The organism is Phaeobacter sp. NW0010-22 (assembly GCF_040365955.1).
Lineage (GTDB): Bacteria > Pseudomonadota > Alphaproteobacteria > Rhodobacterales > Rhodobacteraceae > OMPR01.
Window position 1 is genome coordinate 99,481 of record NZ_BAABWT010000008.1, and the last position, 26,008, is coordinate 125,488.

Sequence of the window (26,008 nt, forward strand, 5' to 3'; positions counted from 1 at the left end):
ATCATCACAGATGTGATGTTGCTGCTAGCAAGGTTGTTCACATGACAACAATATATGTTGACTATTTTAGTAAGTTTTATTAGCAAGCTCAAGCCACGGAACACCGATTCCGAAAAAAATCAATAAAAACAGACCAACGCCAGCGCCGCGCCAGCCTTTTGAGTCATCGAACGCATCAAAGGGACAGACATGCGCGCACGAAACATAATGATGGGCCTCTTGGGCACAGCTTCTTGCCTAAGTATCATCGCATCTTCGGTATCCGCTCAGGAACAAGACGAAGAATTTCTAGGCACGATCGAACTTGGCCAAAGCAAACGCGAGATTCAGACCGATACGGCCGTTCCCGTTACGAATATCGACCAGGAAGAGATCAATGATCGTCAGGCTAGCACGGTTGCAGAGCTGATCGACTCGGTTCCCGGTGTAACGCTGGTGAACGGAACGAATCCACAAGGGTCGGGCATTAACATTCGGGGCTTTGGAGCGAACGGGACCTATGGCACGGACCAAAAGGTTCTAATTCAAATCGATGGAGCCACCACCGGATCAGAAGAGCTGTATCGCATCGGTAATCAACTTTACACCGATCCCGAACTTTACAAAAGCGTATCGGTTATCCGTGGCACAGTGGGATCGTTTGAATTCGGATCTGGCGTTATAGGCGGTGTGGTTCGACTGGAGACTAAAGACGCATCTGATTTCACCGGCGGTGAACCCGGCTTTAAGTTCCGCCAGACATTTGGCGGCAACACAAATGGTGAAGGATTCTTATCCTCAACCATTCTGGCGTGGCAGCCCACAAAAAACTGGGAATTCTTGCTGAACTACACTTACCGTGATCAGGACGATTACAAAAATGGCGACGGCTCGGTTATCGCAGATACCAAATTCAAGATGCCGTCGTTCCTTGCTAAAGGTAAATATACCTTCGGTGAATCCGACGACCACTCGTTGACACTCTCTTACAACAAATCAACCACTGACGAAAAAGACGTGCCTTATGACACTTTCGCAGGAGGGGCCACCGGGTTCGCGAACGTCGACAGAAAAACCGAAAGCGAGATCACAGGTCTTAGATATCGATACAGCCCTGTTGCTAACGATTTGGTCGATCTGGATGTAAATCTTACGTATTCTGACCAGCTGATTGATATTTCTCCGTTAACTCCCGGCGGGTCCCCGTTGTACACAGCGCAGCACCGTTATGAGACAACCAAATTAACGGTCAAAAATACCGCATATTTTGATACCGGTGCGATGTCACACAATCTGCGCGCAGGATTTGAAGTTCTGGAGCGCAAACGTCAAACCGCATTTGCGGCACCCGGTGGGACCGACAAACGGTTTGCCTTGTTTGTTGTCGACGATATCGAAGTCACAGAACAATTTACCCTGTCGCCAGCGCTCCGGTATGAAAATCAGGATATCACAGGTGATCAGGCATCGGTTGATCCATTGAACCGCTCTTATTCCAACAATGCCCTTATGGGCGGTTTGTCGGCGCGGTATGAATTCAACAATGGCATCGCTGTTTTCGGGAGTGGGGCCTACACTGAAAGTCTGCCAATTCTCGACGATTTTGGGTCGATCGCATTTATGACCCAACCTGAAAAAGCCCAAACATTTGAGGTTGGCGCATCGTATAACGCAAATGACATCTTTTCAGATGGCGACACGGTTCGGGCCAAAGTCAACTTTTATACCTCCAATATTTGGGATGTGACCTCTTATAGTGGTGTTGCGAATGTCGACAACAAAGGGGCTGAAATCGAAGCCTCATATGCCCATGCATCTGGATTTTATTCGGATCTGAACATGAACATCACAGAGGGCACGGAAACCACCACAGCAGGGGTTAAGCAAGGTTGGCGTAACTCTCCCGAAGATTCACTGCGTCTGACTGTCGGCAAGCGTTTAAGTGCGGCATGGGATGTCAGTTGGGAACTGGTCGCCGGGCGTAATTCTGAACGGCAGGTGCGGTCTCAGTCTGGGGTCTCTTATCAGCCGGTATCGGGTTACGGGCTGAACAACCTTCGGGTGACATATATCCCCCAAGAGGGGCTGTTTGCAGATACTGAAATTCGGTTTGGTGTCGAAAATATCTTTGACAAACAATACCGCACGAAACTTTCGACCCGCGACGCTCCGGGCCGGAACTTCAAGCTGACACTTGCAAAAACTTTCTGAAACCCATGATCCCAAGGCAACGACGGTACCTATCATGATGAAAAACTCTCAGATTGCCCTGTTGGCTCTGCCCCTCCTTTGGGGGGCAGGTATCACACAGGCCGAAGACACCAACGCTCCTGGTATTTCTATTGAACTGAGCGCAACCCAAACCGAAAATGCGGGATGCCGGATGAGTTTTCTCATCCAAAACCACCACGCCCAAGACATCACCGACGTGGTCTATGAAACCGTGTTGTTCGGCGAAAAAGGGCAGGTCGCCCAAATGACACTCTTAGATTTCCAAGATCTGCCAGCAGGGCGCCCGCGTGTCCGCCAGTTCCATTTTAGCGCACTGATCTGTGACAAGATTAGCCGCGTCTTGATCAATGGCGCTGAACGCTGCGCGATCGATGGGCAAGCCGCCAAATCCTGTGATCAAGGTCTTGAGCTAAAGTCGATGACTAACATCGAACTGATCGGATAATACCATGGACAAGATTGCAAGCGCTCTGCGTGGTATTTTGGATTTGGGCGGTCCCGTGGTGGCTGTCTTGATCCTGACGTCAATCATCACCTTAACGGTCGTGTTTTACAAACTCTGGCAATACCGCGCTGCTGGGGTTGGGCGCCATGTCGAATTGAATCTCGCGGTGCAGGCCTGGGATCGGGGGGACAAAGCTCTTACTGAGCGGCATCTTAATAAAAGTCGCAGCTATCTGGTGCCTGTGATCAAAATGGGCCTCAATGGCAACTGCCCCGAGTTGTCCGAACGCACAGATGCCGAAGCCGAAGAACGGTTTTCACGTCTGGAAAGGGGTCTCAGCGCGCTGGACATGGTGGCGCAACTTGCCCCTCTGATGGGATTGTTTGGTACGGTCTTGGGTATGATCGAAGCCTTTCAAAAACTGCAGAGCGCGGGCAGTTCGGTCGATCCATCGTTGCTCGCGGGTGGCATTTGGGTGGCGTTGCTAACGACCGCGGCCGGTCTTGCTGTCGCTATGCCAACCTCGTTGATCCTTTCTTGGCTTGAGGCCCGGATGCATCAAGAGCGCGTCTTTACCAATCGCGTCTTACGCACTTTGTTTGCACCGGGGCATTCCATGGTCGAATCCAAACAAACTCTGCACTCAACGGACCTGGCTTCACATGGCGCTTAAAACCGGAAAACGCCGACGCCGACGCTTGTCGATGACATCCTTGATTGATGTGATCTTTCTTTTGCTGCTGTTTTTTATGCTGTCCTCTACCTTTTCCAAATACAGCGAGGTTGAACTCACCGCAGGGAGGGCAGGTAGCGCTCAGAGCGACGATCCCGTTCGGTTCATCAAAATGGATGGCCCGCGCATCCTGCTGAATGGCCAGGATTTGGCACTCGAGTCCTTGACGCAGGCATTTACGGCGGACAAACAGCAGACCGTATTGATCAGCCTCAGCGATCAGACGACCTCGCAACACCTGATTGATCTGCTTAACACGTTGCGCCCATTGTCCCACATTCGAGCCGTGGTCTTGAGCTGATGCATACCAAAAAACGTTCCCGCATGGCACAAGAGCCGACAATCGCTTTGATCAACATTGTTTTTCTGATGTTGATTTTCTTTATGATCGCAGGGACCTTGGCTCCTCCGTTGGATCCCCAAGTCAATCTGGTTGAAACCGCAGCACTTGAAGGTCGCGAACCGCCTGATACGCTCGTGGTTTATGCCGATGGAACACTCACGCTGCGCGGCACTGAAATCACCAGCGTATCAGCCTTTGTTGATCGCCTCGTGGATGATGCGACACCGTTATCAGACGTGCGTATTGTGCCGGACAGAGACCTACCTGCGCATAAATTGGTAAAGATCGGTACAGACCTGCGCGCACTTGGTGCTGAGAAGATCTTTGTGGTCTCTGAAAGAGAAATCCAATGATACCTCAATCGCGTCTCATCGTGGTTTTGTGTGCATGCGCTGCGCTTGGCACGCATGCTGTCGCTATGTTGGATCTGTCTGGCCCCGAACCTGTGTTGATCGAAGGCAGTGGAGAAACGGGCCAAGCCGCACTGGGAAATTCCTTTCGCGATTTGGCCATTGGCTCAAATACCCCCGTCCAACCAACTGAAACCTCGCCGTTGGAACCAAATGTTCAAAAGCCGGTTCAAACCAAAGCCACCCCAACGAGGCCACCCGACACGCTAACGCATCCTAGTAAAACAATAAATCCAACGCCCACACCGGTTCAAGTGCCAACAATGGCTCCTTCTCCTGTACAAAAATCCAGCGTTGCATCGACGCCTCAGATCCATGTTCGGCAACAAACTGTGGTTCGCTCCACCGAGACTTCGATCACCGACACAGCCATTCAAAAACCACTCATCGACGCCCCCAGACCTCCTGCAGACAAAAAGAAAACCACAAAGGCAAAACCCAAAGCAAAGCCAATAGCCAAAGGAAACAGCAGTAAAAATACCCGCAAAGGCCGTGCAACCGGAACCCAGAAAAGGGGCATGGCATCAGCGGCTTCTGCGGGAAAAAAATCAACGAAACAGGGCGATGCAGCGGCAAGTAATTATTCCGGGATCGTTCTTCGCAAAGTGCATCGCGCCAAACGAAGGTCAGTGAACTTGCGAGGTGTTGCGCGCGTGTCTTTTCGAATTGACCAAAATGGCTCCTTACAGCGGATTGCAATCTCTCGCAGTTCGGGTTCAGCCAGATTGGATAAAGCGGCGCTGGCTCAGATCAGGGCCGCGGCGCCATTTCCGCCGCCACCGGCTGGGGCCAAACTGAGCTTTGCGGTCGATATCAAGGGCAAATAACGGAATCAAAATCGTCGAGCCTTGCGCAGTTGAATAGCTCCCGATGTCTCTGATGGGGGCATTGCCGAGCTGTTGCCGTGATATTGCGGGGTATTGGCCAACACAGGAACAAACTACAAATTGCAGCAGTGTTATCGTCCACAAATTGAACACGTTCTGAATGTGCGTGGCGGTATTTCGTTGAGGTGCTAATATGCGCGACATAGCTGAAACACTCAGCTTCAAGAATGAATGGGGTGGACAGTTCCACCCACCGGATTCACATTGAAGGTGGTTATCGAACTGATACGAAGAGAGGTATAATCAGTATTATGGTACTTTTTATTCCGCTGAGTTGATAACCTGAATTGAGCAACAATCTGGTGATTAAAACATAGACTGCATTGTTTCCCATCTGATCAGTCCAGTGCAAGAACGCGAGGCGCAAAGCTATACGAGGTCTGAATTACCGACTATGTCGCGCAGGGTCACTTGCTTCATTCCATTAACAGCCTGTCGATCTGTCTGGAAACTTGCCAGCATTTGCCTAAACAAGTCGATCTTGGAGCAGCATGTCGCTGGCCTTTTCACCAATCATAATTGTAGGTGCATTCGTGTTGCCAGAAACGATATCGGGCATGATCGAGGCATCCGCGACCCGCAAACCAGAGATTCCGTGGACGCGCAAGCGATCATCCACAACTGCCAGCGCATCGCTGCCCATTCGGCAGGTGCTGGTTGGGTGATAGATCGTTTGGCTTATATCTCGAGCACATTGCAGCAGTTCTTCGTCCGTTTCAGGATTGTTGTTGGGCACATGTTCTCGCACGACAAAGGGGTTCAGTGCTTTGGTTTTTGTCATGGCACGCGCGAACTTGATCGCGCGTACGGCGCATAGCTGATCAGCGATCGCTGATAGATAGTTGGGCACGATCTTTGGATAATCTGACGCCTTTGGCGATGAAATATGGATGGTGCCACGGCTTTCCGGGCGCAGCTGGCACACTGAGGATGTGATGCCTGAAAACGGGTGCATTTCGATGCCCGGTTTGTCTGCGCTAAGGGGTTGAAAATGGAACTGGATGTCGGGCGTTTCCAACCCCTCCATCGATTTTGCAAAGATGCAGACCTGGCTGGCGCCCAAACTCATCGGACCCTTGCGGAAGAGCGCATAGTTCAAGCCAATGCCCATCCTTGGGATGAAGCTATTGATGGCATCATTCAAGGTTTGAGTGTTGACTTCATAAACCAGTCGAATTTGGAGGTGATCCTGCAAATTCTCACCAACACCGGGCAATTCATGGCGCACATCTACACCAGCCGCTTGCAGAACATCCCCTTTGCCGATCCCAGACAATTCCAGAATTTGGGGTGATCCAATGGCCCCGGCAGAAAGAACGACCTCCCCACCCGGATTGAGCATTACATCATGGCTTCGCCCTTTGGTGGAATAGCGCACACCGATCACGCGGCGTGTTTCAGTTGCATCAAACAGCAATGTCTCAGTATGGGCGTGTGTAATGATTTCTAGATTCGGGCGTTTTTTGGCGGGGTTCAGAAAAGCGCGGGCACTTGAGCAGCGAAACCCACCACGGGCGGTTTGATGAAAGTATCCGGCCCCTTCTTGGTCTTTGCCATTGTAGTCATCGTTTCTGGGCACTCCCATCTCGACAGCTGCATCAATAAAGGCATCAGCAATGTCGCTCCGGGCGCGAATGAGCGACACAGATAAACCTCCGTCACCTCCGTGATGCTCCGATTCACCGAATTCATGAGATTCCGAGCGTTTGAACAAGGGTAAGACATCGTCGTGACCCCATCCCCGGTTCCCCATTTGAGCCCAGCGGTCATAGTCTTCTTTCTGGCCACGCACATAGAGCAAACCATTGATCGAGCTTGATCCCCCCAAGGTTTTACCACGTGGCCAATCCAGCGATCGATTGTTTAATCCGGGATCCTGTTCGGTTTTGTAACACCAGTCGGTGTTTGGATTATGTAGGGTCTTAAAGTAGCCAACCGGGATGTGGATCCAGGGATTGATGTCTTTTCCGCCTGCCTCAAGCAAAACAACTTTGATTGACGGGTCGGCACTCAAACGGTTGGCCACTACGCATCCGGCAGAGCCGGCTCCGACCACGATATAGTCGACTTTTTGGATCTGCATCGCGGGGACCTCCGAGGTGTGTTGTTTGGCTGGATCAATTGTTTCTATGGTTGATTCATATACCTCAATTAATGATACTTCAAGTCTCACTTTTTTAAAAATGGACTGCAGAAAGGTGACGCTCTTATTCCTGACTGGTGTCTCACCTATCGACACGCACAATCTCTTCCTTGTAGGTAGAAGCACAGAAAATCTGATGAGGGTGACATGGCGAAATCTGGTGGCACGGAAACCGCAATCCCAACCAACCTTCGATTGCTTAGTGTTATTGAAGTGATGGCACAGGCTGGGGTCCCAGTGACGCCGACCGAAGTGAATCTGAAACTTGGTTTGCCAAAACCCACGATCCATCGCCTTTTTGCGACGCTTGAATCAGAGGGCTTTATTCAGCGTGAAATTGACGGCCGCGGTTATTCCCCGGGCTTGCGGGCCCGGAATATGTCCAGTGGCATCTTATCCTCGTTGCGCATCAGGGTTGGGCGGGTCGCGATCTTGACTAAGCTGGCAGAAGAGATTGGTGAAACCTGCAACATTGCGCTGCCTGACCGCGATGCAATGTTGTACATTGATCGCGTCGAAACCAAGTGGCCGCTTCGAATTCAGTTGCCTGTTGGCACGCGGGTTCCGTTCAACTGTACGGCAAGCGGTAAGATGTACCTCAGCAGTTTGGATCGGCGCCATCTTCAGAGCTACGCAAATTCAGCACTGTTGGAAGTCAAAACAGACAAATCCATCTCGACACCAGACGCGTTGCTTCAAGAGACGCAGATGGTTCGCGAGCAAGGATATGCGACAGATGATGGTGAGTTCATGGACGGGATGGTTGCTGTCGCTGTGCCGATTACGGATGGCTATGGGCGGCTGATGTCGACCTTGTCCTTTCACGCGCCGGATCAACGATTGTCGATGACCTTGGCAATTCAACATGTCGACAAGCTAAAGCAGGCGGCTCAAAAGCTGTCTCATTTGCTGACGCAGCAAGAAGACGTCTAAGTTAGTCGGATGCTGTGACGTCGATGTGCGTCCAATGGGCATGTGGTTCATATCACTTCAAACCCCCGTTCCGCATTTGAGTGGGGCTTAGCCCAAACTCAGTTCTAAAAGCGCGTGTCATTGCACTGGCGTTATCGTAGCCGCTACGAAAGGCTATTTCCGTAACTTTCAGATCGGTATCGGTGACCAACTTGCGCGCCAGCGTCAATCGCAGGCGGCGATAGACACCCTGAGGAGTCAACCCAAATTCCAACTGCATGCGCGTTTCCAACGTCTTCTGTGTGCACCCTATTTTGCGAGCGATCCCCCCGATGGTCAAAGGACGCTCCAGATGTTCTTGCATGATGGTTACGGCGCGATCCACTGTTCGGCTGCTTGGACGGGATAAAGAGGCATGTGACCGCGCTGAGTCTCGTGTCATGAAAAGTTGCGCCACCTCCATCGCCAGCAAAGGCCCCAGGTGTTCGCCAATCAGATGCATCACCAGATCAAAGGCGGCCATTGCCCCGGAGCAAGTAATCCGGTCGCGATCAAAGACAAAGCGTTCGCGGCAACTGTCCACCTCGGGAAAGGTTTCAGCGAATTCGACCAATTCCTCCCAGTGGATTGTGGCGCGATACCCATCCAGCAAACCTGCCCGCGCCAACAACCAGCTGCCCGTGTCCAGACCGGCAAGGCAGTCATACCGCTTGGCTGCCGTTCGCAGTTGCCGTGTGGTGTCCCATCCATCTAGCCCACGAAACCCATAAGATGGCATGACCATGAGTGTTGCGCCATGCCCCATGCTCAAAGGTCCGTGTGGCTCAACACGCATACCGCTCGAGCTTTCGACGGGGCCCCCATCCAGAGTGTAAAACCGCCAAGAATAATGACGATGCCGGGATAGGGTATTAACTGCGCGCAGTGGTTCAATTGTGTTTGCCAAGCAGTGGTTCGAGAACTGATCGAACAACAGGATATCAAAATCATATCCGTAATCTTGATTTTTGGTCAAATTCTGCATGATCTACGTCCAACTCCGCACATCGCTAAATAACAACCCACGATTTGATGCGTCAACACGCCACTGAGGAGAGCGCGATATGCATTTTGGTCTGACCGACGAACAAGAGATGATCGTCTCGACGGTTCGCAGCTTTGTAGAAAACGAAATCTACCCCCACGAAGCCGAGGTAGAGCGGACAGGCCAAGTACCTCATGAGCTGGGCCAAGAGATTAAACAGAAGTGTATCGATCTGGGATTTTATGCTTGCAACTTTCCTGAAGAGGTTGGTGGCGCTGGTCTGAGCCATCAGGATTTCACCTTGGTTGAACGTGAATTGGGTCGTGGATCCATGGCTCTGACCCATTTCTTTGGGCGCCCGCAAAACATCCTGATGGCGTGCAATGACGAACAGCGCGAGCGCTACCTGCTGCCCGCAGTACGCGGCGAGCGGATGGATGCGCTTGCGATGACAGAACCCGACGCCGGATCCGATGTGCGCGGCATGAAATGTCAGGCGACACGCGATGGCGGCGATTGGGTGGTGAATGGCTCGAAACACTTTATTTCCGGCGCTGAGCACGCGGATTTCTTCATCGTGTTTATTGCCACCGGTATAGATGAGACCCCCAAAGGGCCCAAGCGACGGATCACGACCTTTTTGGTCGACCGCGGTCATCCCGGTTTTGAGGTGCGCGAGGGTTACAATTCGGTCAGCCACAAAGGCTACAAAAACTACATCCTGACCTTTGACGATTGCCGTCTGCCAGATGCGCAGGTTCTGGGCGAAGTTGATGGTGGTTTTGCGGTCATGAATGAATGGCTCTATGCCACGCGTTTGACTGTCGCCGCCTTTTGCGTTGGACGTGCGCGCCGGTGTTTTGACTATGCTTTGCAGTATGCTGCAGAGCGTAAACAGTTCGGCCAACCTATCGGCAAGTTTCAGGGCGTAAGCTTTCAAATTGCCGATATGATCACTGAAATTGATGCCTCTGACTTGCTCACGCTGTCTGCAGCTTGGCGCTTGGATCAGGGGCTGCCGGCAAATCGCGAAATTGCTTCGGCAAAAGTATATGCATCCGAAACTCTGGCCCGGGTCACTGACACGACATTGCAGATCTTTGGTGGTATGGGGCTAATGGATGACTTCCCAATTGAACGGTTCTGGCGCGATGCGCGTGTTGAACGGATTTGGGATGGAACGTCGGAAATTCAGCGACACATCATTTCACGCGACTTGTTGCGCCCGTTGGGGGCCTAAAGTCACGTTCGGGATGTGAACCGCCGGGTGTCTGATAGTCGCCTGGGTTTCCATCCCGATGCCATGAACTCGGCCTCCCCGATTTGTTACCGGGGGGGCGTCTCAATACCCATGCATGAAATGGCCAAGACATGACCCGAGATCTTTCGCGATTACTGCGCCCGAAAACCATTGCCGTCGTAGGCGGTGGGGCGTGGTGCCAACAGGTGATTTTGCAATCTCAGAATATGGGGTTTCAAGGCGAGGTTTGGGCAGTTCACCCCAAGGCAATTGAGGTTGCCGGACTGCCCGCTTATCCCACGTTGGAGGCGCTGCCCGCTGCCCCTGATGCAGTGTTCATCGGGATTAATCGGCATGCGACAATCGAAACCGTCAGATTACTGTCCGAAATGGGCGCAGGCGGTGCCGTTTGTTTTGCTTCTGGATTTGCAGAAGCATTTGCAGAAGACGAAACCGGAGGTGATTTACAGGCCGAATTAGTTTCTGCAGCCGGCGATATGCCCATCTTGGGACCCAACTGTTATGGCTTTGTCAATGCGTTGGATGGGGCCCTGTTGTGGCCCGATCAACACGGATGTTCGCGGGTGGAAAGCGGCGTTGCGATCTTGACGCAAAGTTCCAACATCTCGATCAATTTGACGATGCAACAACGAGGTTTACCGATTGCCTATATGGTGACTTGTGGAAACATGGCCCAAAGCACGCAGGCACAAATCGCATCCGCCTTGATCGATGATCCACGCGTCACGGCAGTGGGTTTGCATATCGAAGGCTTCAAAGACCTGCGCGATTGGGAGCAACTTGCAGCCAAAGCCCACGCCAAAGGGGTTCCCTTGGTTGCGATCAAGGTGGGTGCATCGGAACAAGCGCAGCAGGCGACAATTTCGCATACAGCCTCACTTGCGGGGAGTGATGCGGGGGCCCAGGCCTTTCTGAATCGTCTTGGCATACCCCGATTGACTGCCCTGCCCGACCTTTTGGAAACGCTGAAGCTGTTGCACTGTTACGGTCCTTTGCCTGACACGAAAATAGCCTCGATCAGTTGCTCTGGCGGTGAGGCAAGCTTGATTGCGGATATGGCTGTCGACTCGGCGTTGACATTCCCTGAACTGAGCACACGCCAGCAGACGCAATTGAGAGGCGCCCTTGGTCCTATGGTCGCGCTGAACAATCCGTTGGATTATCACACCTATGTTTGGCGGGATGAGGTAGCCATGGCCCAAGCGTGGGCTGGCATGACCGGCGATGAAATCGCGATGACCTATTCCATCGTGGATTACCCAACAACAGATGCGACGGATTGGACATGTGCCACCAACGCCGCCCTGCACGTCCGGAGCGAAACCGGGGCAAGATTTGGCGTTGTCGCAAGCCTGCCCGAATTGATGCCATCCGATGTTGCAGATCAATTGATGGCTGGGGGGGTCGTTCCGATGATGGGTCTGCGCGAAGCGCTCGCCGCGACTGAGGCAGCGGCGTCTGTACGAGCCCCAATTAGCGACCCGGTTTGCCTGCCAGGAGAGACTGAGGGTTTGACAGAAACTATGACCGAGGCTGACTCGAAACATGCCTTGATGCAGCACGGCGTTCCCGTGCCGCAGAACCGGGCGGTTCAGGGCTGCGCGCAAATCAGCGCTGCGATTGCCGAATTGCATCCCCCCTTTGCCATCAAGGGTGTCGGGCTGGCACATAAATCGGAACATGCGGCTGTCCGCCTAAAAGTAATGCCAGACGAAGTAGCGCAGGTGGTGAAAGAAATAGGAACGCAAGAGGTTCTGATCGAAGAGATGATTACCGGCACCGTTGCCGAACTATTGATCGGGGTTATCCGCGATCCGGCGCATGGGTTTGTTTTGACCTTGGGTGCTGGTGGTGTTCTGACTGAGATCTTGCGCGATACCACATCCTTGCTGATCCCCGCGCGTCCCGAAGACATCTGCACTGCCCTCGAAGCTCTGGGCATTGCGCCGCTCCTCGCGGGTTATCGGGGTCAACCGCCTGCCAATATAGATGCGATCCTTGCGGCGGTGATGGGCGTTCAATCCTATGTTCTTGAAAACGCCGACACTGTCAGCGAAGTTGAAATCAACCCGCTCCTTTGCACCGCTGATCGGGCGGTTGCTGTAGATGCCCTGATAAGAAAGGCCTGATCCATGTCAGATAGTCCTGTAACAACCCGGCGCGAGGGCGCCATTCTTGAAATCACACTCGACCGACCAAAGGCAAACGCCATTGATCTGGTGACAAGCCGGATCATGGGCAAAGTGTTTCGCGATTTCCGCGATGATCCCGAATTGCGTGTTGCGATCCTGACAGGTGGTGGGGACAAGTTCTTTTGCCCCGGTTGGGATCTCAAAGCGGCAGCTGATGGCGATGAAGTTGACGGCGATTATGGCGTTGGCGGATTTGGCGGTTTGCAGGAACTGCGGGATATGAACAAGCCAGTGATTGCCGCGGTAAACGGTATCGCCTGCGGTGGTGGGTTAGAGCTGATGATCTCGGCCGATATGATCATTGCTGCGGAACATGCCACTTTTGCATTGCCAGAAATTCGCTCTGGTACCGTGGCAGATGCGGCTAGCGTTAAGCTGCCCAAACGCATTCCCTATCACATCGCGATGGAGTTGTTGCTGACAGGCCGTTGGTTTGACGTGCAAGAGGCGAACCGTTGGGGTTTGGTGAATGAAATCGTCCCCGCGGATCAGTTGATGGACCGCGCTTGGGAACAGGCCCGTTTGCTCGCAAGCGGGCCACCGCTGGTTTACGCTGCGATCAAGGAAATCGTTAGGGATGCAGAAGACGCCAAGTTTCAGGACGCAATGAACCGGATCACAAAGCGGCAGCTGCGGTCTGTTGATGTGCTCTATGACAGCGAAGATCAGCTGGAAGGCGCGCGCGCATTTTCAGAAAAACGTGACCCTGTTTGGCAAGGTAAGTAAGAAGCGTACACAGGCCGGGCATGTTCGTTTGCCCGGCCTTCGTTCTAAGAGGTCAGATTAGCTCCAAATCTGCGTCGGGGTGCCAATTGCATCTCGGTCTACCTCGATCCCCAGACCCGGTGCGTTCGGGACAAGAACTCCGCCATCGACCACCGGCGCGTTGAAGTGCGCAGTCTCTAACGTCACCATGTCGCGACAATCCAGAATACACCGCAAATAGCGTTCGGGAACGGTTGCCCCCAGATGTGCAATCCCGGCAAAGGCAATGTCTGACCCAACAGTGTCTTGCACGCTGACAGTCAGGCCAGCGGATCGGCAGATATCGCGATGGCGACGCCCCCGGGTCAGCCCACCGGCTTTGGAAATTTTCAAACCAATTCCATCGGCAATATCTTGTGAAACGATTTGCGTGATATCCTGATCCTGCTGGGCCAGTTCATCAATGATGATCGGCACGGGGCACCGCTGACGCAGTGAGAGCGTTTCGCGCCAAGAGGCACAGGGTGCTTCGAGCACGAAATCCAACCCATCGGGAAGCAGGCGCAACATGCGCAACGCCGTTTCCGGAATAAGCCCACCGTTTGCATCTACTATGAAGTACTCGCCGGTTTTGCGGTCCGCCAAAGCGGCGGTGATCCGCTCTGCATCCAGCGCCGGGCCGCCTTCGGAATCAAGCGCGCCAATCTTAACGGAATGACCCATGTAGCCCTTTGCCCGGTGCGCAGCCACGCGGGTGCGCATATCTTCGGGATCTCCGGCATAGATGGATGAAATCGTGGGCATTCGAAACCCAGTGGCCCCGCCGAGTAGCTCACACACGGGCATATCTACGGATTTCCCAAAGATATCCCAACAGGCAACATCCAGCGCTGTTTTCGCATGGTTATGCCCAACCAAGGCATCATCCATTACGTCATTGATGCGATCGACCTGACGCGGGTCCCGACCCAACAAATGAGGTGCGATTTCGTGTATTCCAGCATGTGCCCCGCGCGCGTGTGCTGCGATATAGGTTGACCCAAAAGGGGTGCTTTCCCCCCACCCTTGGATTCCGGTGTCTGTCGTCACGCAAACAATTGCTGCGTCAAAGCTTTGGTATTCCCGCCCCCCGGACAGCAGATACGTCCCGCCGGAATAAGGCAGCGCAACATCGTAAAGCTCAATTTTCGTGATTTTCATTTCACCCTCCGAAAGAGGCGATAGGCGCACCAAATGCAGATTCTTCGGGCACTACGCCTAATCCCGGTCCCTGAGGTACTGAAATGTGCCCGCCATCCACTTTTACGCCATTTTCAGGGTCGTAGTGACCGTCGATATAGGGGCCTGCAATCCAAACACCTTCCAAACGGTCTGGGGCAACCGTCGCGCCAACAGACGTGCAGGCCGCCGCAATGATGTCGCCGCCCCAATTGTCGTCACATGTGTGTGGCAAATCGCGCGCGGCACAGATATCGCGAAAGCTCCGCATAGGGTGCAAGCCCCCAATACGGGTGACCTTCATACCAAATCCATCGACCAAACCGGTGCCCACGGCCTGAACGACAGTGGCCAGATCAACGGAATTTTCATCCATATAAAGGGCGTGCCGGATCTGCGGACGGATCTGGCGCAGTTCATCAATCGAATTGCATGGCTGTTCCATAATAAAGGGAATATCCCCACATTCACGGCTGACTCGCAACGCATCGCGCGTGTTCCATCCACGATTGCCATCCACAGCAAGTCGTGTTGTGGTCCCAACCGTTTCCCACACCTTGCGGATGGTTTCGATGTCGATCTCTACCGGGCGCCCGCCAACTTTGATCTGAAGGCGCGGATATCCTTCGTCACGTTTTTCGCGGGCCAGTTTGGCAATGTCATCGGGCGCACCGACACCTGTTGCATAATAGGATGGCACACGGTCAGTCAGTGCCCCGCCAAGCAGATCAGCCACCGAAAGCCCCAGATGTTTGCCAAGCGCATCGTGCACCGCAATGTCCAACGCAGCCTTGGCATAGGTGTGACCATTCAACAAAGCATCCATCTGCCGATGCAGGATCAGCGGCAGGCAGCCCGTCCCGATCAAGTCAGGGGCCATCTGGAGCAGAGCCGCCCGCGCACCTCCGGCAAAAGCTTCGGCGTAGGTCGGGCCGACGGGACAGGTCTCTCCCCATCCGACAACCCCGGTGTCCGTCACAATTTTGACCAACGTAGTGTCCAACGCCCAAACCTCGGCGTTTGCCATCGTATAGGGGCCGTTCTTCACCGGTAGATCGTGCTGGTAAATATGAATTTCCGCGATTTTCACTGCGCGACCTTCGGAGGAAGCAGAACAAGCTTTCCCGTGTGTTTCTTGGCTAGAAAATCCTCTTGCGCGCGGGCGATGTCCTTTAGCGGATAGGTCGCTGACAATGTTGGCTGAATTTCCCCGCGTTCAATGTAGGACACCAAATCTGGAAAAACCTCATCCGCTTGATAGGTGGAGCCGAACAACGACAGATCTTTGAGGTAAAGTGTGCGCACATCGAGTTCCGTGATAGGGCCAGCAATTGCCCCTGCTGTGGCGTACCGTCCACCACGGCGCAGAACCTCTAGAAAACTGGGCCATTGCGGACCTGCCACCAGATCAATCACTACATCCACAGACATTGCCCCAAGACAAGACACCAGATCCGCGTTCCGGTCGATCACCTGATCTGCTCCCAAAGCGCGCACGTTGTCAGCCTTTGCAGCCGATGAGATGGCAATGACATGAGCCCCGCGCCGTTTGCACAGCTGCACAGCAGCCGACCCCACTCCGCCGGATGCCCCTGAAATCAGCACCCGCTCTGCCCCAACTGATGCACGATGCAGCATGTTCTCCGCTGTGGAATACGCACAAGGAACCGAGGCCAATTCAGCATCCGTCCAATCGCAGTTGATGGCATGCGTGAATTCTGATCGCGCCACGGTAAACTGGGCAAATCCACCGTCGCATTCTGAGCCAAAGGTAATGCAGGTAAAGGGCTCTCCATCACGCACGGGCTGCAAAGCTTGCACAAGCACCCGTTCCCCTATCCGTGCTGGATCAACATTCGCCCCAACAGCCGTGATATAGCCGCACACATCAGCGCCCTGAATGCGCGGAAACTTAAGCGGCACTCCGGACCAACTGGCATCGTCGTTATCAACGTTATCGAACCCCTCGGCACCGCCCGTTTCGGTGTCGGCGGTCACTGCCTTGGAATACCAGCCGATGCGCGTGTTGATATCTGTGTTGTTGATGCCCGCTGCAGTTACGCGAATCTGGACCTCTTCCGGACCCGGAGTGGGAACCGGCAGGTCCGAACGGTATTCCAACTTTTCGATACCGCCGTGACCAATCAATTGGACACCATGCATTTCAAGTGGGGTCATGTCTGCAAGTCCTTGTTTAGTAGTTCTCAATTGCAGGAAAAGTCATACGATTCACCTAGCGTTAGGTGACCAACATGTTGGATCGTCTTGACGACACGTTGGGAAGTCTAAGCTGAAGGTTGGCAAAATGAAGTACCCTGTCAAATGTCATTTTGTTGAACCTCGTTTATGATCCAGTCTTTGAGGGTACGCACACCCTCAGAAAGGTCTTTGTCGGGATGTCCGACAAGATAGAATTGATGTGGGGCCGGCAACACGTGCGGTCTGATCGGCGCCAATTTACCTGCATCAATCAAAGGGGTGATCAAGCGTTGCCACCCCAGAACAAGCCCTGCCCCGTCCTGCGCTGCTTGGAGTGCAACAGAGTATCGATTGACCCGCGTCCCGGTTGAGACCGCACCAAGATATCCAAGTTCGCCAAACCATTCGTGCCAGCCCGTCCAATTTGTGTCTTCAGATTCAAGGTGAATTAGCCTTTGCCCGGCGATGTCCTTTAACACGCACCCATTTAGTTTTTGTGCCAATTCGGGGCTGGCCACAGGAACCAATTGGTCGCGAAACAGCGGGGTTTGTTCCATCGTCGAGTTTGGATCCCGCCCGTACCGGATGAAGAGATCAATTTCCGGGCAGGCGTGAAACAACCGATCCTGCGCAACCTGATACACGTCTTGGTCAGGAAACTTTCGCCAAAACCGGGTCAGCGTTGGCGACAGCCACTGTGCCGCAACCGCAGTTGTGGACCCAATCGTCACTTCAGTGGTCATATTGCGATCACGGATGCTATTCAGGCTTTGAGAGACCTTCAAAAACGAGGTCGACAACGTATCAAACAGAGCCGCGCCATCTGGAGTCAAAACAACCCCACGATGACCGCGTAGAAACAGGGGCGTGTTCAGTTCGCTTTCCAAAGCTTTGATCTGGTGACTGACGGCGCCCGGTGTGACGGACAACTCTTGGGCCGAATCCTTAAAGCTCAGATGACGGGCTGCGGCTTCAAAGGTGCTGAGCGTCGTAAGCGTGGGAAGATTGTAGTATCGTCGCGACATGATCAGCTCTAGGCCTTTGGAAAATGGGTTGGCAGGGTTCCCTTGAGATCGAAAATCTTAGTCGCTTTGATCGATCCCGTTAGGACATCGCCGCAGTCTTTCATTTAAAAGGCGACATCTTTCACTGATTGCATCGAAACATGTGTCGATGTGCTGCCAACATACGGCAGCGAAGACACCACACGCCCCAACACCTCGCGATAGCTTTTCATGTCTTTGGTACGCACTTTGATCAGGTAATCAAACGCCCCGGCGATCATATGACATTGTTCAATCTCTGGAACCGACTGAACCGCGGCATTGAATTCAGACAAGGCAGTTTCAGTCGTATCCGTCAGCTTGATTTCAACAAACACGACCTGTTCCAGACCCAGCTTTTGCGGATCAAGGATAGCTTTGAACCCTCGGATATACCCCTCAGCGATGAGTCGTTTCAACCGTGCCTGACAGGGTGATTTCGACAAGCCAACCCGATCCGACAGCTCAGTGACCGGCAGGCGCCCTTCTGTGTTGAGAATCTTGAGAATTTCAACATCATGCCGATCAAGTTTCCCGCCATCCTTCATTTCGACACCCTATCAGACTGAATGATGGTTCAACTTAAGTGATTTTGGGTTGAAAATGTAAAGTGATAAGTCAGTATGACTTGTCACTTTTTGATATCCTTGGGCAAATCTCGGAGTCAGGAAGAAACATGACCACTTTGCTCACACACCGTGCCGCTCTGCGCAAAAACCACCTTCGCCCCGAAGCCGAGGTTCTCAGGGATCTTATGAGCGTTCACGCGTTGAACGCGGTTGAGCGGGCGATGTCGCACAACCGCGCATCGAGCCTGGTCAAAGCGATCCGCAATGATAGCAATCCGGGTCTGATGGAGGTGTTTCTGGCCGAATACGGTCTGTCCACCAGCGAAGGCGTCGCGTTGATGTGTCTGGCCGAAGCGCTATTGCGGGTCCCGGACGCAGACACCATTGATGCGTTGATCGAAGATAAGATTGCGCCATCCGCTTGGGGGCAGCACTTGGGACAATCCTCATCCTCGTTGGTCAATGCCTCCACATGGGGGTTGATGTTGACAGGTAAGGTTCTGCAAGAGGGAACCGGTCTTGTTGCGACCTTGAAAGGGGCCGTTAAACGCTTGGGCGAACCTGTCATCCGCGCCGCCGTAAGCCGCGCGATGAAAGAAATGGGCGCGCAATTTGTTTTGGGTCAAACCATTCAAGAGGCGGTAACCCGAGGGAAAAGCAAAGAAAAACAAGGATACACCTATTCCTACGACATGCTAGGCGAGGCAGCGTTAACGGCACAGGATGCGCAATCGTTTCAAACGGCTTACTCTGATGCCATCCGCAATCTGGCAGGCGAATGCAATTCTGATGACATTCGCAGCAATCCTGGAATTTCCATCAAATTGTCCGCCCTGCACCCACGGTACGAGGTTGGTCAAAAATCACGTGTAATGCAGGAGTTGGTTCCAATCACGTTGGAATTGGCGCAACAAGCCAAAGCGGCGGGCATGGGTTTCAACATTGACGCCGAAGAAGCTGATCGACTCGATCTATCGCTGGATGTGATCGAAGCTGTTCTGCGTGACCCGTCGTTGTCTGGCTGGGACGGATTTGGAGTTGTGGTTCAGGCTTATGGCAAACGCGCGGCCCCTGTTTTGGATTGGCTGAATTCCCTCGCGATCGAGCTTGATCGCAAAATCATGGTACGTCTGGTCAAAGGTGCCTATTGGGATACCGAGGTGAAGCGTGCACAGGTCGAAGGACTAAAAGACTTCCCCGTGTTTACACGCAAGGTGGCCACGGACATTTCATATATCTGCTGCGCCCGAAAACTATTGGGTATGACTGACCGAATTTACCCACAATTTGCCACGCACAACGCCCACACGGTGGCCAGCATTCTGGAAATGGCGACCGACAAGGATACATTCGAATTTCAGCGCCTTCACGGCATGGGCGATAGCCTGCATGATCTTGTGCTCAAGGAAAATGGTACGCGCTGTCGGATCTATGCTCCGGTTGGGGCACATCGCGATCTGCTGGCCTATCTCGTGCGACGTTTGCTAGAAAACGGGGCGAATTCGTCCTTTGTGAACCAGATTGTTGATGAAACGGTTCCGGCTGAAACGGTTGCTGCGGACCCCTTTGAAGTACACGGCGTTGGCGGTTTGAATGCTGCAGTTCAAATGCCTTCGGATCTGTATGGTGCGGAACGGCCAAACTCCATTGGGTGGGATCTACATGATGACGATGATTTGGACGCTATCGCTGCCGCGCGCATGCCATTTCACACCCACCAATGGCAGATGCAGCCGCTGATTGCGGGTGAGGTCCATGGAACCGAGGCGCGCGAAGGGCGAAACCCTGCAGATCATAGCGATCTGGTCGGAACTGTCATCCAATCCACGCATCAGGACGTGGATACAGCCCTCGCAGCAGCAAGCCCTTGGAATGAAAATGCGGAAACCCGTGCTCGCGTTCTGAACACGGCCGCGGATTTGTATGAGGCCAATTTTGGCGAATTGTTTGCCGCCCTCACTCGTGAGGCGGGGAAAACCCCGTTGGACGTGATTTCTGAATTACGCGAAGCAGTTGATTTCTTGCGGTATTATGCAGTGCGCGGCACAGAATTGAACAGCCCTGCTCGTGGAATCATGGCATGTGTTTCGCCTTGGAACTTCCCGTTGGCGATCTTTACGGGTCAAATCGCGGCTGCTTTGGCGGCAGGGAACGGGGTTGTTGCCAAACCTGCTGACCCAACTGCAATTGTTGCCAGTATTGCCGTAGGATTTATGCATGACGCGGGTGTTCCCGTCTCTGCCTTGCAGCTTTTGCCAGGGCGCGGCTCTGTTGTAGGCGCCCGTGTGACCTCAGATCCACGCATCAAGGGTGTTTGTTTTACTGGGTCTACGCAGACGGCTCAGACCATCAACCGTGCCATGGCGAATGAAATAACTCCCAGCGCGCCGTTGATTGCAGAAACCGGGGGGCTGAATGCGATGATCGTGGACAGCACCGCCCTGCCCGAGCAGGCAATCAAAGACATCGTAGCATCGGCGTTTCAGTCTGCGGGACAACGCTGTTCGGCATTGCGACTGCTGTATGTGCAAGAAGACGTCGCCGCGCCGTTCCTTGAGATGCTGTATGGCGCAATGGACGAGCTGGTTGTTGGAAACCCCTGGGATCTTGCGACCGACGTCGGCCCTGTTATCAATGCCGGGGCACAAGACGAGATCATGGACTACATTAAGGACGCGCGCGTTCAAAACCGGGTTCTGAAGGAATTGAACGTTCCGACAAACGGGACCTTTGTCGCGCCAACTGTCCTAAAGGTGTCCGGTATCGCGGATCTTGAGAAAGAAGTCTTTGGCCCGGTCATGCATGTGGCGACTTACAAAGCCGCTGATTTGGACAAAGTGGTAAACGCCATCAATGCAACTGGGTTTGGTCTGACGTTTGGAATGCACTCTCGCATTGATGATCGGATTGAACAGGTCACATCGCAGCTGAATGTCGGAAATATGTACATCAACCGCAATCAAATTGGCGCGATTGTTGGCAGCCAACCTTTTGGGGGTGAGGGTTTGTCTGGCACGGGGCCCAAGGCGGGCGGGCCATCTTATGTAAAACGCTTTGCATCTGAAAAATCGCTCGCCTTCTCGATGCCAACTGGACCGGTCGCAGATCCGGCCACGATACAGGCAGTGATAGACAAGACACCACGCCCGTCACGCACTGCCATCAGCCGGCTGCAACTGCCCGGACCTACCGGTGAATCCAATGTGCTTTCGACGTATGGGCGGGGTGTGTTCCTCTGTCTTGGTCCCACATTAGAGGCCGCGCAAAACCAAGCGCAGATAGCACGCGCCCATGGATGTGGGGCTGTTGTCATCGCGCCTGGTGCGCAGGGGAAAGCGGATGTTGATGGGATGCTCACGCCAGATCAACTCGGGACTCTGTCTGGCTTTGATGCGGTTGTGTCTTGGGCAAATGAAAGCAGCTTGCGCGAAATGCGGACAGTCTTGGCTGCACGGGATGGAGCGTTGATCCCGCTGATCAATGGTGAAGATTTCGGAGACCGCTGCCATTTGGAGCGTCATATTTGCGTCGATACCACAGCTGCAGGCGGCAACGCTTCTCTGCTTGCGCAAGCCAGTTAACCTTGCATCGCTTACCGGCGGCTCAGAACAGTCGCCGGTTAGGGATTTAAACGAGCCGGTTCATAGACGATCAATCACGTCCAACGTGCTTGTCCAAAGATTCCGCCATCCGTTTTGCAAGCGTGTCGATATGGGGTTCTTGCAACAGGGACAGATGCCCGCCCGGGACATCAACCACCTCAAATCCAGCGGTCGCAACAGGTTCCCATCCAAGGCCAGTCTGGCGGGCAATTTCCGTGTCGAAAAAGTGGTTCTCTGCCCGGAAAATCGTCAAGGGAACGTCCAATGAACCCGGCGAATATTCGTTCACCGCAATTTCGTTCGAGGCGATGAATTCATAGACCGTCATAGGCGCCTTGGCATCTCCTTCGGACGTTGCCTTTTGAATCTTCTTGGAGGCAAAGAAGTTTTTAAGATTGTGAATACGGTTGTTCACGATCTGCACCGGGAATTTCAAACCAATGTACTGTGCCCTCTTGAAATGGGCACAGAGACGCCGCCAACCTTGATATTCATCCCGCCCCCCCGGGCCTGCTGCATCAAAGAACGCAACCAATCCAATATCCCGGCCGCTTTGTCTCAATTGTCGCGCCAATTCGAGCGCCATGTAACTGCCCAAAGACACGGCCATCAGACTAATTGGCCCAGTCGGGTAGAACTTGTTCAGCTCTTCGCAGTAAATTTTTGCAGTGTTTTCAATGCCGGTTGGCGTATCTTTGTCTAGCGATCCAACTGAAATTCCCATGATCGGTTGATCTAGCCCAAGATGTGCTGCCAAGGGTCTAAAGTACTCTTCGTTTGGGCCAAGAATGTGAACGGCAAACAAGGGCGGGCGCGTTCCTTGTGGCTGAATTGTGATAATCCGCTTGGGTCGGTCGGTTTCCGATTGCAACAATCGCGCAAGTGCGCGTGGCGTCGCATTTTCCCGGAAATCCATGATCCCCAGCCGCTTACCAGAGAGTGTTTCGAGACGACCAATCAACTCAACCGCCAAAAGCGAATGGCCGCCCAGATCATGGAAATCTTGCGATGGGGCAACGGTTTTCCGACCCAGAGATTTGGCCATAGCCATGCAAATATCAGCTTCTAATTGGCTTACAGGCGTGCTGTTTTCTGGTGCCTCAACAGCCGATGGCTCTGGATCGGGCAGTGCGGATTTATCAATTTTTCCACCCGCCGTTTTGGGGAATTCAGGCACAAAAGCGAGCGCTGGGCGCATATGCGCGGGCAAGCGGTCCGCGACTTCGGCTTCAAGTTCCTTTTTGTCTCGATTGTCACCTTCGATCCAAGCAACCAGTTGCGCCGCCGCCGTGCCCTCATTCAAAACACCGGCCAGCACCTCGAATGAGGTATCAATCGACTCGATGGCATGTTCGATTTGGCGCAAATCAATTCGATATCCGCGCACTTTGGCTTGTCGATCGCGGCGCCCGAAAAAGTTCAAAGCCCCATCCGGACGCCATTGCGCCCGATCACCTGAACGATACAGACGGTTTTCTCTGACTACGGCCCCACTAACAAAGGCTTTGTCTGTTTCCTCGGGGCGGCCAACATATCCAAGGGTGACGCATTGGCCGCCAATCACCAACTCGCCAACAGCCCCCATGGGTGCCATACTTCCATCGGCCGCCATCACATATGTGGTCGCATGAGCGACGGGACGTCCAATTGGAATATCAGCTTCGGTTTGTGCTCCACTTATTTCGTGCAGGGTGCAGGTGATTGTTGTTTCTGTCGGGCCATATCCGTTTAACCAACGCACGTTTGGAACCGCTTTCTGCCAAGCGATAAGGCTGTTTGGTTTCACCTGCTCACCCCCGACAACCATCAGACGCAGGCATTCGGGCATTAGTTTTTCAGAGCTCTGTAGAAAATCCGCCAGCAGTGACCAGAACGCCGTTGGCAGGTTCAGCACACTCAGCCGCAACTCATGGCATTGCTCGACAAACGTCCCAAGGGACTGCGCCATGTCCTCACTTCGCAAAACCAGCGTGGCACCTGCCATCAACGTTGGAAACACCTCTTCCAAAGCCACGTCGAACGACAGGCTGGCGAATTGCAAAACCCGATCTTGAGAGGTCAATTCAAACTCTGACGAGATCGCCGCGATGTGCGAGAGAAAATTCTCCCGGCTGGCGGCAACGCCTTTGGGAATTCCAGTCGAACCAGAGGTATAGATAATGTAGGCGCGTTGCTCTGGGGTGCCTGTCGGTAATGGCATTGGGTTGGTTGACAGGCCCTGATCAGGCGAAAGCACCGGCAAATCAACGCTGTGTTGTGCGTCTGCATTTGCAATCAGAACCGAGGCTCCGCTATCGGCCAGCATGTGATCCCGCGTCTTGGCGGGATACGTTGGGTCCACGGGAACAAAGGCGGCTCCAGTGCGCAGAACCGCAAGCATGGCAACGATGAATTCAGGTGATCGCGGCAATCCAATGGCAACAACGTCACCCGTAGTCACCCCTTTGGCCTGCAAAGCCAGCGCGAGCCCCTTCGCGCGGGCATCTAGGTCTTGGTACGTTAGGCTGGTGTCAGTACCCACTGCTTCAATGGCAATTGAGCTTGGAGAGGCTTGAACAGCGCCTTCGAATTGTTGCACTAAACACGTATTGTCGTGGGTTAATACCCGATCCGGTTGGGCTAGCTTCAAAAGCGCATCGCGCTCGCTCTGGCCAAGCATCTCTAATGCACCAATACGCGTTTCCCTATCCGCAAGGGCCATATTTTGCAGCAATACCAACAGATGATCAAACATCCGTGCAGCGACTACAGATGGAACCTGCGAAGGGTCATGTTCCAAAACAAACCGCATGTTTTCTTGGCCATAAACCGCCAAAGTCAACGGCATACCACCTTCTTCATGCAGCTCTATTCGCGGCGAAGGATGAGGGCGGCTGCTACCAAGCACCAGACCTTCGAGGTCCGCGTTTTCAAACATGACCAAGCTGTCGAACAGGGATTGCTGGCCGTTCAGATCAGCATTTTCACGCACCACGTTTGCCGACGTATGTTCGAGAGGGTGTAATGCCAGCGTATCCCGACGGAGCTTCGCAAGCAGGATGCCCAAAGTCAGGTCTTTATCAAGCGACATGCGCATCGGAAATGAACTGATAAAACAACCGACGCTGGTGGCGCTGACGGCGACACCATGGCGGCCGCTACGGATCACGCCAAACGCAACTTCTTCGCTGCCCTGCCACCGAGCCAGAACAATTCCCCACGCAGCCTGAACAAGATTGGCAAGCGTGCCGCCAGATTTCCGTGCACAGAGTTGCAACTGCTGCTTGAGGTGGGGTTCAAGTTCGAACACATCGAGTTTTTGGCGCGTTCCGGTTTCTTCTACTTCGCCAATCGGAGGAAGGTTCAGCGTACCGATATCATCGAAATCAGCCAGATAGTCCTTAAAATATATCTGTGCCGCTTCTTGGTTGAGAAGGTCTTGCTCCAAGGCCAGACAGTAAGCCCGGAAATCTGAACTGGGCGCAGGGATTGCCTGCAGCGTGCCACTTTTTAGATAGGCTAGAAATTCACACAGAATTTGAGCGATACTGCGCCCATCAACAACCACGTGGTGAATCGTCAGGATCATGATCGAAGCGATGTCATTCAATCGAATGAGTGTCACCCGCCATGGGGTGGCCGTTTCCAGATTAATGCCTTGTGCGCGATCCTCTTCCAGAAACTGTTCCAGGTTTTTCTTTTGCTCCGCCGCAGACAGTGTTGACCAGTCCAGCACAGAGATAGGAACCGAGATGTTATCAGTAACGCGCTGCTGAGGGTGGGCACGATCATGCCAATCACACACCAACCGCAGCGCATCATGACGTGCCGCAATTTCTTGCCAGGCCCGTCGGACGGTATCCTCATCAAGCCGTTGCTGATCAAAATGAACGACGGCTTGCTCGATATTCGTGCCAGCACGTCCCGTCTGCATGCTTTCGTACAGCATACTCATTTGCATTGACGTAAGTGCAAACCAATCGTTTGGCTCAGCTGAGGTTTGAATGCCGCTCACGCAACTACTCCTGGTCCCGTAAATGAGGGGTTCTTTGTGTCTAATTCCTTAAAATTAGCGTAAAGAAGCGGCAAAATTGGGGCAAATGCCCGAAAAAAACCGGTTAGACAGCCAAAT

Annotated in this window: 19 protein-coding genes; 11 read left to right on the plus strand and 8 right to left on the minus strand. The window is 53.4% G+C overall.

Annotation, left to right across the window (positions count from 1 at the left end; translation table 11 throughout):
• The first annotated feature begins 189 nt into the window (after positions 1–189).
• The 6 genes from ABWV33_RS17260 to ABWV33_RS17285 are packed head-to-tail and all read left to right on the plus strand — an operon-like array spanning position 190 to position 4,969.
• Positions 190–2,190 carry a TonB-dependent receptor domain-containing protein gene (locus ABWV33_RS17260; RefSeq protein ID WP_353332493.1) on the plus strand — a complete coding sequence of 667 codons (2,001 nt, stop codon included), beginning with the start codon at positions 190–192 and terminating at the stop codon, positions 2,188–2,190.
• 34 nt (positions 2,191–2,224) lie between these two features.
• Positions 2,225–2,656, plus strand: coding sequence for a hypothetical protein (locus ABWV33_RS17265; protein WP_121998997.1), 432 nt, complete (start codon positions 2,225–2,227; stop codon positions 2,654–2,656).
• A gap of 4 nt (positions 2,657–2,660) precedes the next feature.
• Positions 2,661–3,329 carry a MotA/TolQ/ExbB proton channel family protein gene (locus ABWV33_RS17270; protein ID WP_353332495.1) on the plus strand — a complete coding sequence of 223 codons (669 nt, stop codon included), beginning with the start codon at positions 2,661–2,663 and terminating at the stop codon, positions 3,327–3,329.
• Positions 3,319–3,690, plus strand: coding sequence for an ExbD/TolR family protein (locus ABWV33_RS17275; protein ID WP_353332497.1), 372 nt, complete (start codon positions 3,319–3,321; stop codon positions 3,688–3,690). The genes ABWV33_RS17270 and ABWV33_RS17275 overlap by 11 nt, the downstream gene beginning before the upstream one ends.
• A gap of 23 nt (positions 3,691–3,713) precedes the next feature.
• Entirely contained in the window at positions 3,714–4,085 is a 372-nt protein-coding gene (locus ABWV33_RS17280) for an ExbD/TolR family protein (RefSeq protein ID WP_258547023.1), read from the plus strand.
• Positions 4,082–4,969 carry a TonB family protein gene (locus ABWV33_RS17285; RefSeq protein ID WP_353332499.1) on the plus strand — a complete coding sequence of 296 codons (888 nt, stop codon included), beginning with the start codon at positions 4,082–4,084 and terminating at the stop codon, positions 4,967–4,969. Before ABWV33_RS17280 ends, ABWV33_RS17285 begins: the two co-directional genes overlap by 4 nt.
• 526 nt (positions 4,970–5,495) lie before the next feature.
• Here ABWV33_RS17285 and ABWV33_RS17290 read toward each other — a convergent pair.
• Entirely contained in the window at positions 5,496–7,112 is a 1,617-nt protein-coding gene (locus ABWV33_RS17290) for a GMC family oxidoreductase (RefSeq protein WP_164619681.1), read from the minus strand.
• A 207-nt stretch (positions 7,113–7,319) separates the two neighbouring features.
• Here ABWV33_RS17290 and ABWV33_RS17295 point away from each other — a divergent pair, with 207 nt between their 5' ends.
• The gene (locus tag ABWV33_RS17295; protein WP_353332501.1) at positions 7,320–8,105 is read left to right on the plus strand and encodes an IclR family transcriptional regulator; all 786 of its coding nucleotides are present in this window, start codon (positions 7,320–7,322) and stop codon (positions 8,103–8,105) included.
• Positions 8,106–8,157: 52 nt separating this feature from the next.
• Here ABWV33_RS17295 and ABWV33_RS17300 read toward each other — a convergent pair whose 3' ends face one another.
• Complete coding sequence (locus ABWV33_RS17300; RefSeq protein WP_353332503.1) at positions 8,158–9,108, minus strand: GlxA family transcriptional regulator; 951 nt, start codon at positions 9,106–9,108, stop codon at positions 8,158–8,160.
• Positions 9,109–9,187: 79 nt separating this feature from the next.
• Between ABWV33_RS17300 and ABWV33_RS17305 the strand changes: the two genes are divergently transcribed.
• The 3 genes from ABWV33_RS17305 (at position 9,188) to ABWV33_RS17315 (ending at position 13,287) form a co-directional block, all read left to right on the plus strand.
• Positions 9,188–10,348, plus strand: a complete 1,161-nt coding sequence (locus tag ABWV33_RS17305; protein WP_353332505.1) for an acyl-CoA dehydrogenase family protein — start codon at positions 9,188–9,190, stop codon at positions 10,346–10,348.
• A gap of 131 nt (positions 10,349–10,479) precedes the next feature.
• On the plus strand, positions 10,480–12,498 hold the full coding sequence (locus ABWV33_RS17310; protein WP_353332507.1) for an acetate--CoA ligase family protein: 2,019 nt from the start codon (positions 10,480–10,482) through the stop codon (positions 12,496–12,498).
• 3 nt (positions 12,499–12,501) lie between these two features.
• Positions 12,502–13,287: a carnitinyl-CoA dehydratase gene (locus tag ABWV33_RS17315; RefSeq protein WP_121998987.1), complete on the plus strand. Its 786-nt coding sequence runs from the start codon at positions 12,502–12,504 to the stop codon at positions 13,285–13,287.
• A 57-nt stretch (positions 13,288–13,344) separates the two neighbouring features.
• On the opposite strand, the gene ABWV33_RS17320 is transcribed toward ABWV33_RS17315, so the two are convergent.
• From ABWV33_RS17320 to ABWV33_RS17340, 5 genes are all read right to left on the minus strand, one after another.
• The gene (locus ABWV33_RS17320; protein WP_353332509.1) at positions 13,345–14,466 is read right to left on the minus strand and encodes a mandelate racemase/muconate lactonizing enzyme family protein; all 1,122 of its coding nucleotides are present in this window, start codon (positions 14,464–14,466) and stop codon (positions 13,345–13,347) included.
• A gap of 1 nt (position 14,467) precedes the next feature.
• Positions 14,468–15,574, minus strand: a complete 1,107-nt coding sequence (locus ABWV33_RS17325; protein WP_353332511.1) for a mandelate racemase/muconate lactonizing enzyme family protein — start codon at positions 15,572–15,574, stop codon at positions 14,468–14,470.
• Positions 15,571–16,662: an alcohol dehydrogenase family protein gene (locus ABWV33_RS17330; protein WP_353332513.1), complete on the minus strand. Its 1,092-nt coding sequence runs from the start codon at positions 16,660–16,662 to the stop codon at positions 15,571–15,573. Before ABWV33_RS17330 ends, ABWV33_RS17325 begins: the two co-directional genes overlap by 4 nt.
• A gap of 140 nt (positions 16,663–16,802) precedes the next feature.
• Complete coding sequence (locus tag ABWV33_RS17335; protein WP_353332515.1) at positions 16,803–17,708, minus strand: LysR substrate-binding domain-containing protein; 906 nt, start codon at positions 17,706–17,708, stop codon at positions 16,803–16,805.
• A 104-nt stretch (positions 17,709–17,812) separates the two neighbouring features.
• A complete protein-coding gene (locus ABWV33_RS17340) occupies positions 17,813–18,274 on the minus strand; it encodes an Lrp/AsnC family transcriptional regulator (protein ID WP_353332517.1) in 462 nt (153 codons plus the stop codon).
• 128 nt (positions 18,275–18,402) lie between these two features.
• Between ABWV33_RS17340 and putA the strand changes: the two genes are divergently transcribed.
• Entirely contained in the window at positions 18,403–21,876 is a 3,474-nt protein-coding gene (gene putA / locus ABWV33_RS17345; protein ID WP_353332519.1) for a bifunctional proline dehydrogenase/L-glutamate gamma-semialdehyde dehydrogenase PutA, read from the plus strand.
• A gap of 70 nt (positions 21,877–21,946) precedes the next feature.
• Here the strand turns inward: putA and ABWV33_RS17350 are convergent, their stop codons facing one another.
• Positions 21,947–25,891, minus strand: coding sequence for a non-ribosomal peptide synthetase (locus ABWV33_RS17350; RefSeq protein WP_353332521.1), 3,945 nt, complete (start codon positions 25,889–25,891; stop codon positions 21,947–21,949).
• Positions 25,892–26,008: the final 117 nt, after the last annotated feature.

Bases quoted from the DNA above. Each gene is read 5' to 3' on its own strand.
- ABWV33_RS17280 (WP_258547023.1), top strand. From the start codon at position 3,714: ATGGCACAAGAGCCGACAATCGCTTTGATCAACATTGTTTTTCTGATG.
- ABWV33_RS17315 (WP_121998987.1), top strand. From the start codon at position 12,502: ATGTCAGATAGTCCTGTAACAACCCGGCGCGAGGGCGCCATTCTTGAA.
- ABWV33_RS17290 (WP_164619681.1), bottom strand. From the start codon at position 7,112: ATGCAGATCCAAAAAGTCGACTATATCGTGGTCGGAGCCGGCTCTGCC.
- ABWV33_RS17260 (WP_353332493.1), top strand. From the start codon at position 190: ATGCGCGCACGAAACATAATGATGGGCCTCTTGGGCACAGCTTCTTGC.
- ABWV33_RS17270 (WP_353332495.1), top strand. From the start codon at position 2,661: ATGGACAAGATTGCAAGCGCTCTGCGTGGTATTTTGGATTTGGGCGGT.
- ABWV33_RS17265 (WP_121998997.1), top strand. From the start codon at position 2,225: ATGATGAAAAACTCTCAGATTGCCCTGTTGGCTCTGCCCCTCCTTTGG.
- ABWV33_RS17310 (WP_353332507.1), top strand. From the start codon at position 10,480: ATGACCCGAGATCTTTCGCGATTACTGCGCCCGAAAACCATTGCCGTC.
- ABWV33_RS17300 (WP_353332503.1), bottom strand. From the start codon at position 9,108: ATGCAGAATTTGACCAAAAATCAAGATTACGGATATGATTTTGATATC.
- ABWV33_RS17305 (WP_353332505.1), top strand. From the start codon at position 9,188: ATGCATTTTGGTCTGACCGACGAACAAGAGATGATCGTCTCGACGGTT.
- ABWV33_RS17285 (WP_353332499.1), top strand. From the start codon at position 4,082: ATGATACCTCAATCGCGTCTCATCGTGGTTTTGTGTGCATGCGCTGCG.
- ABWV33_RS17320 (WP_353332509.1), bottom strand. From the start codon at position 14,466: ATGAAAATCACGAAAATTGAGCTTTACGATGTTGCGCTGCCTTATTCC.
- ABWV33_RS17275 (WP_353332497.1), top strand. From the start codon at position 3,319: ATGGCGCTTAAAACCGGAAAACGCCGACGCCGACGCTTGTCGATGACA.
- putA (WP_353332519.1), top strand. From the start codon at position 18,403: ATGACCACTTTGCTCACACACCGTGCCGCTCTGCGCAAAAACCACCTT.
- ABWV33_RS17330 (WP_353332513.1), bottom strand. From the start codon at position 16,662: ATGACCCCACTTGAAATGCATGGTGTCCAATTGATTGGTCACGGCGGT.
- ABWV33_RS17295 (WP_353332501.1), top strand. From the start codon at position 7,320: ATGGCGAAATCTGGTGGCACGGAAACCGCAATCCCAACCAACCTTCGA.
- ABWV33_RS17335 (WP_353332515.1), bottom strand. From the start codon at position 17,708: ATGTCGCGACGATACTACAATCTTCCCACGCTTACGACGCTCAGCACC.
- ABWV33_RS17340 (WP_353332517.1), bottom strand. From the start codon at position 18,274: ATGAAGGATGGCGGGAAACTTGATCGGCATGATGTTGAAATTCTCAAG.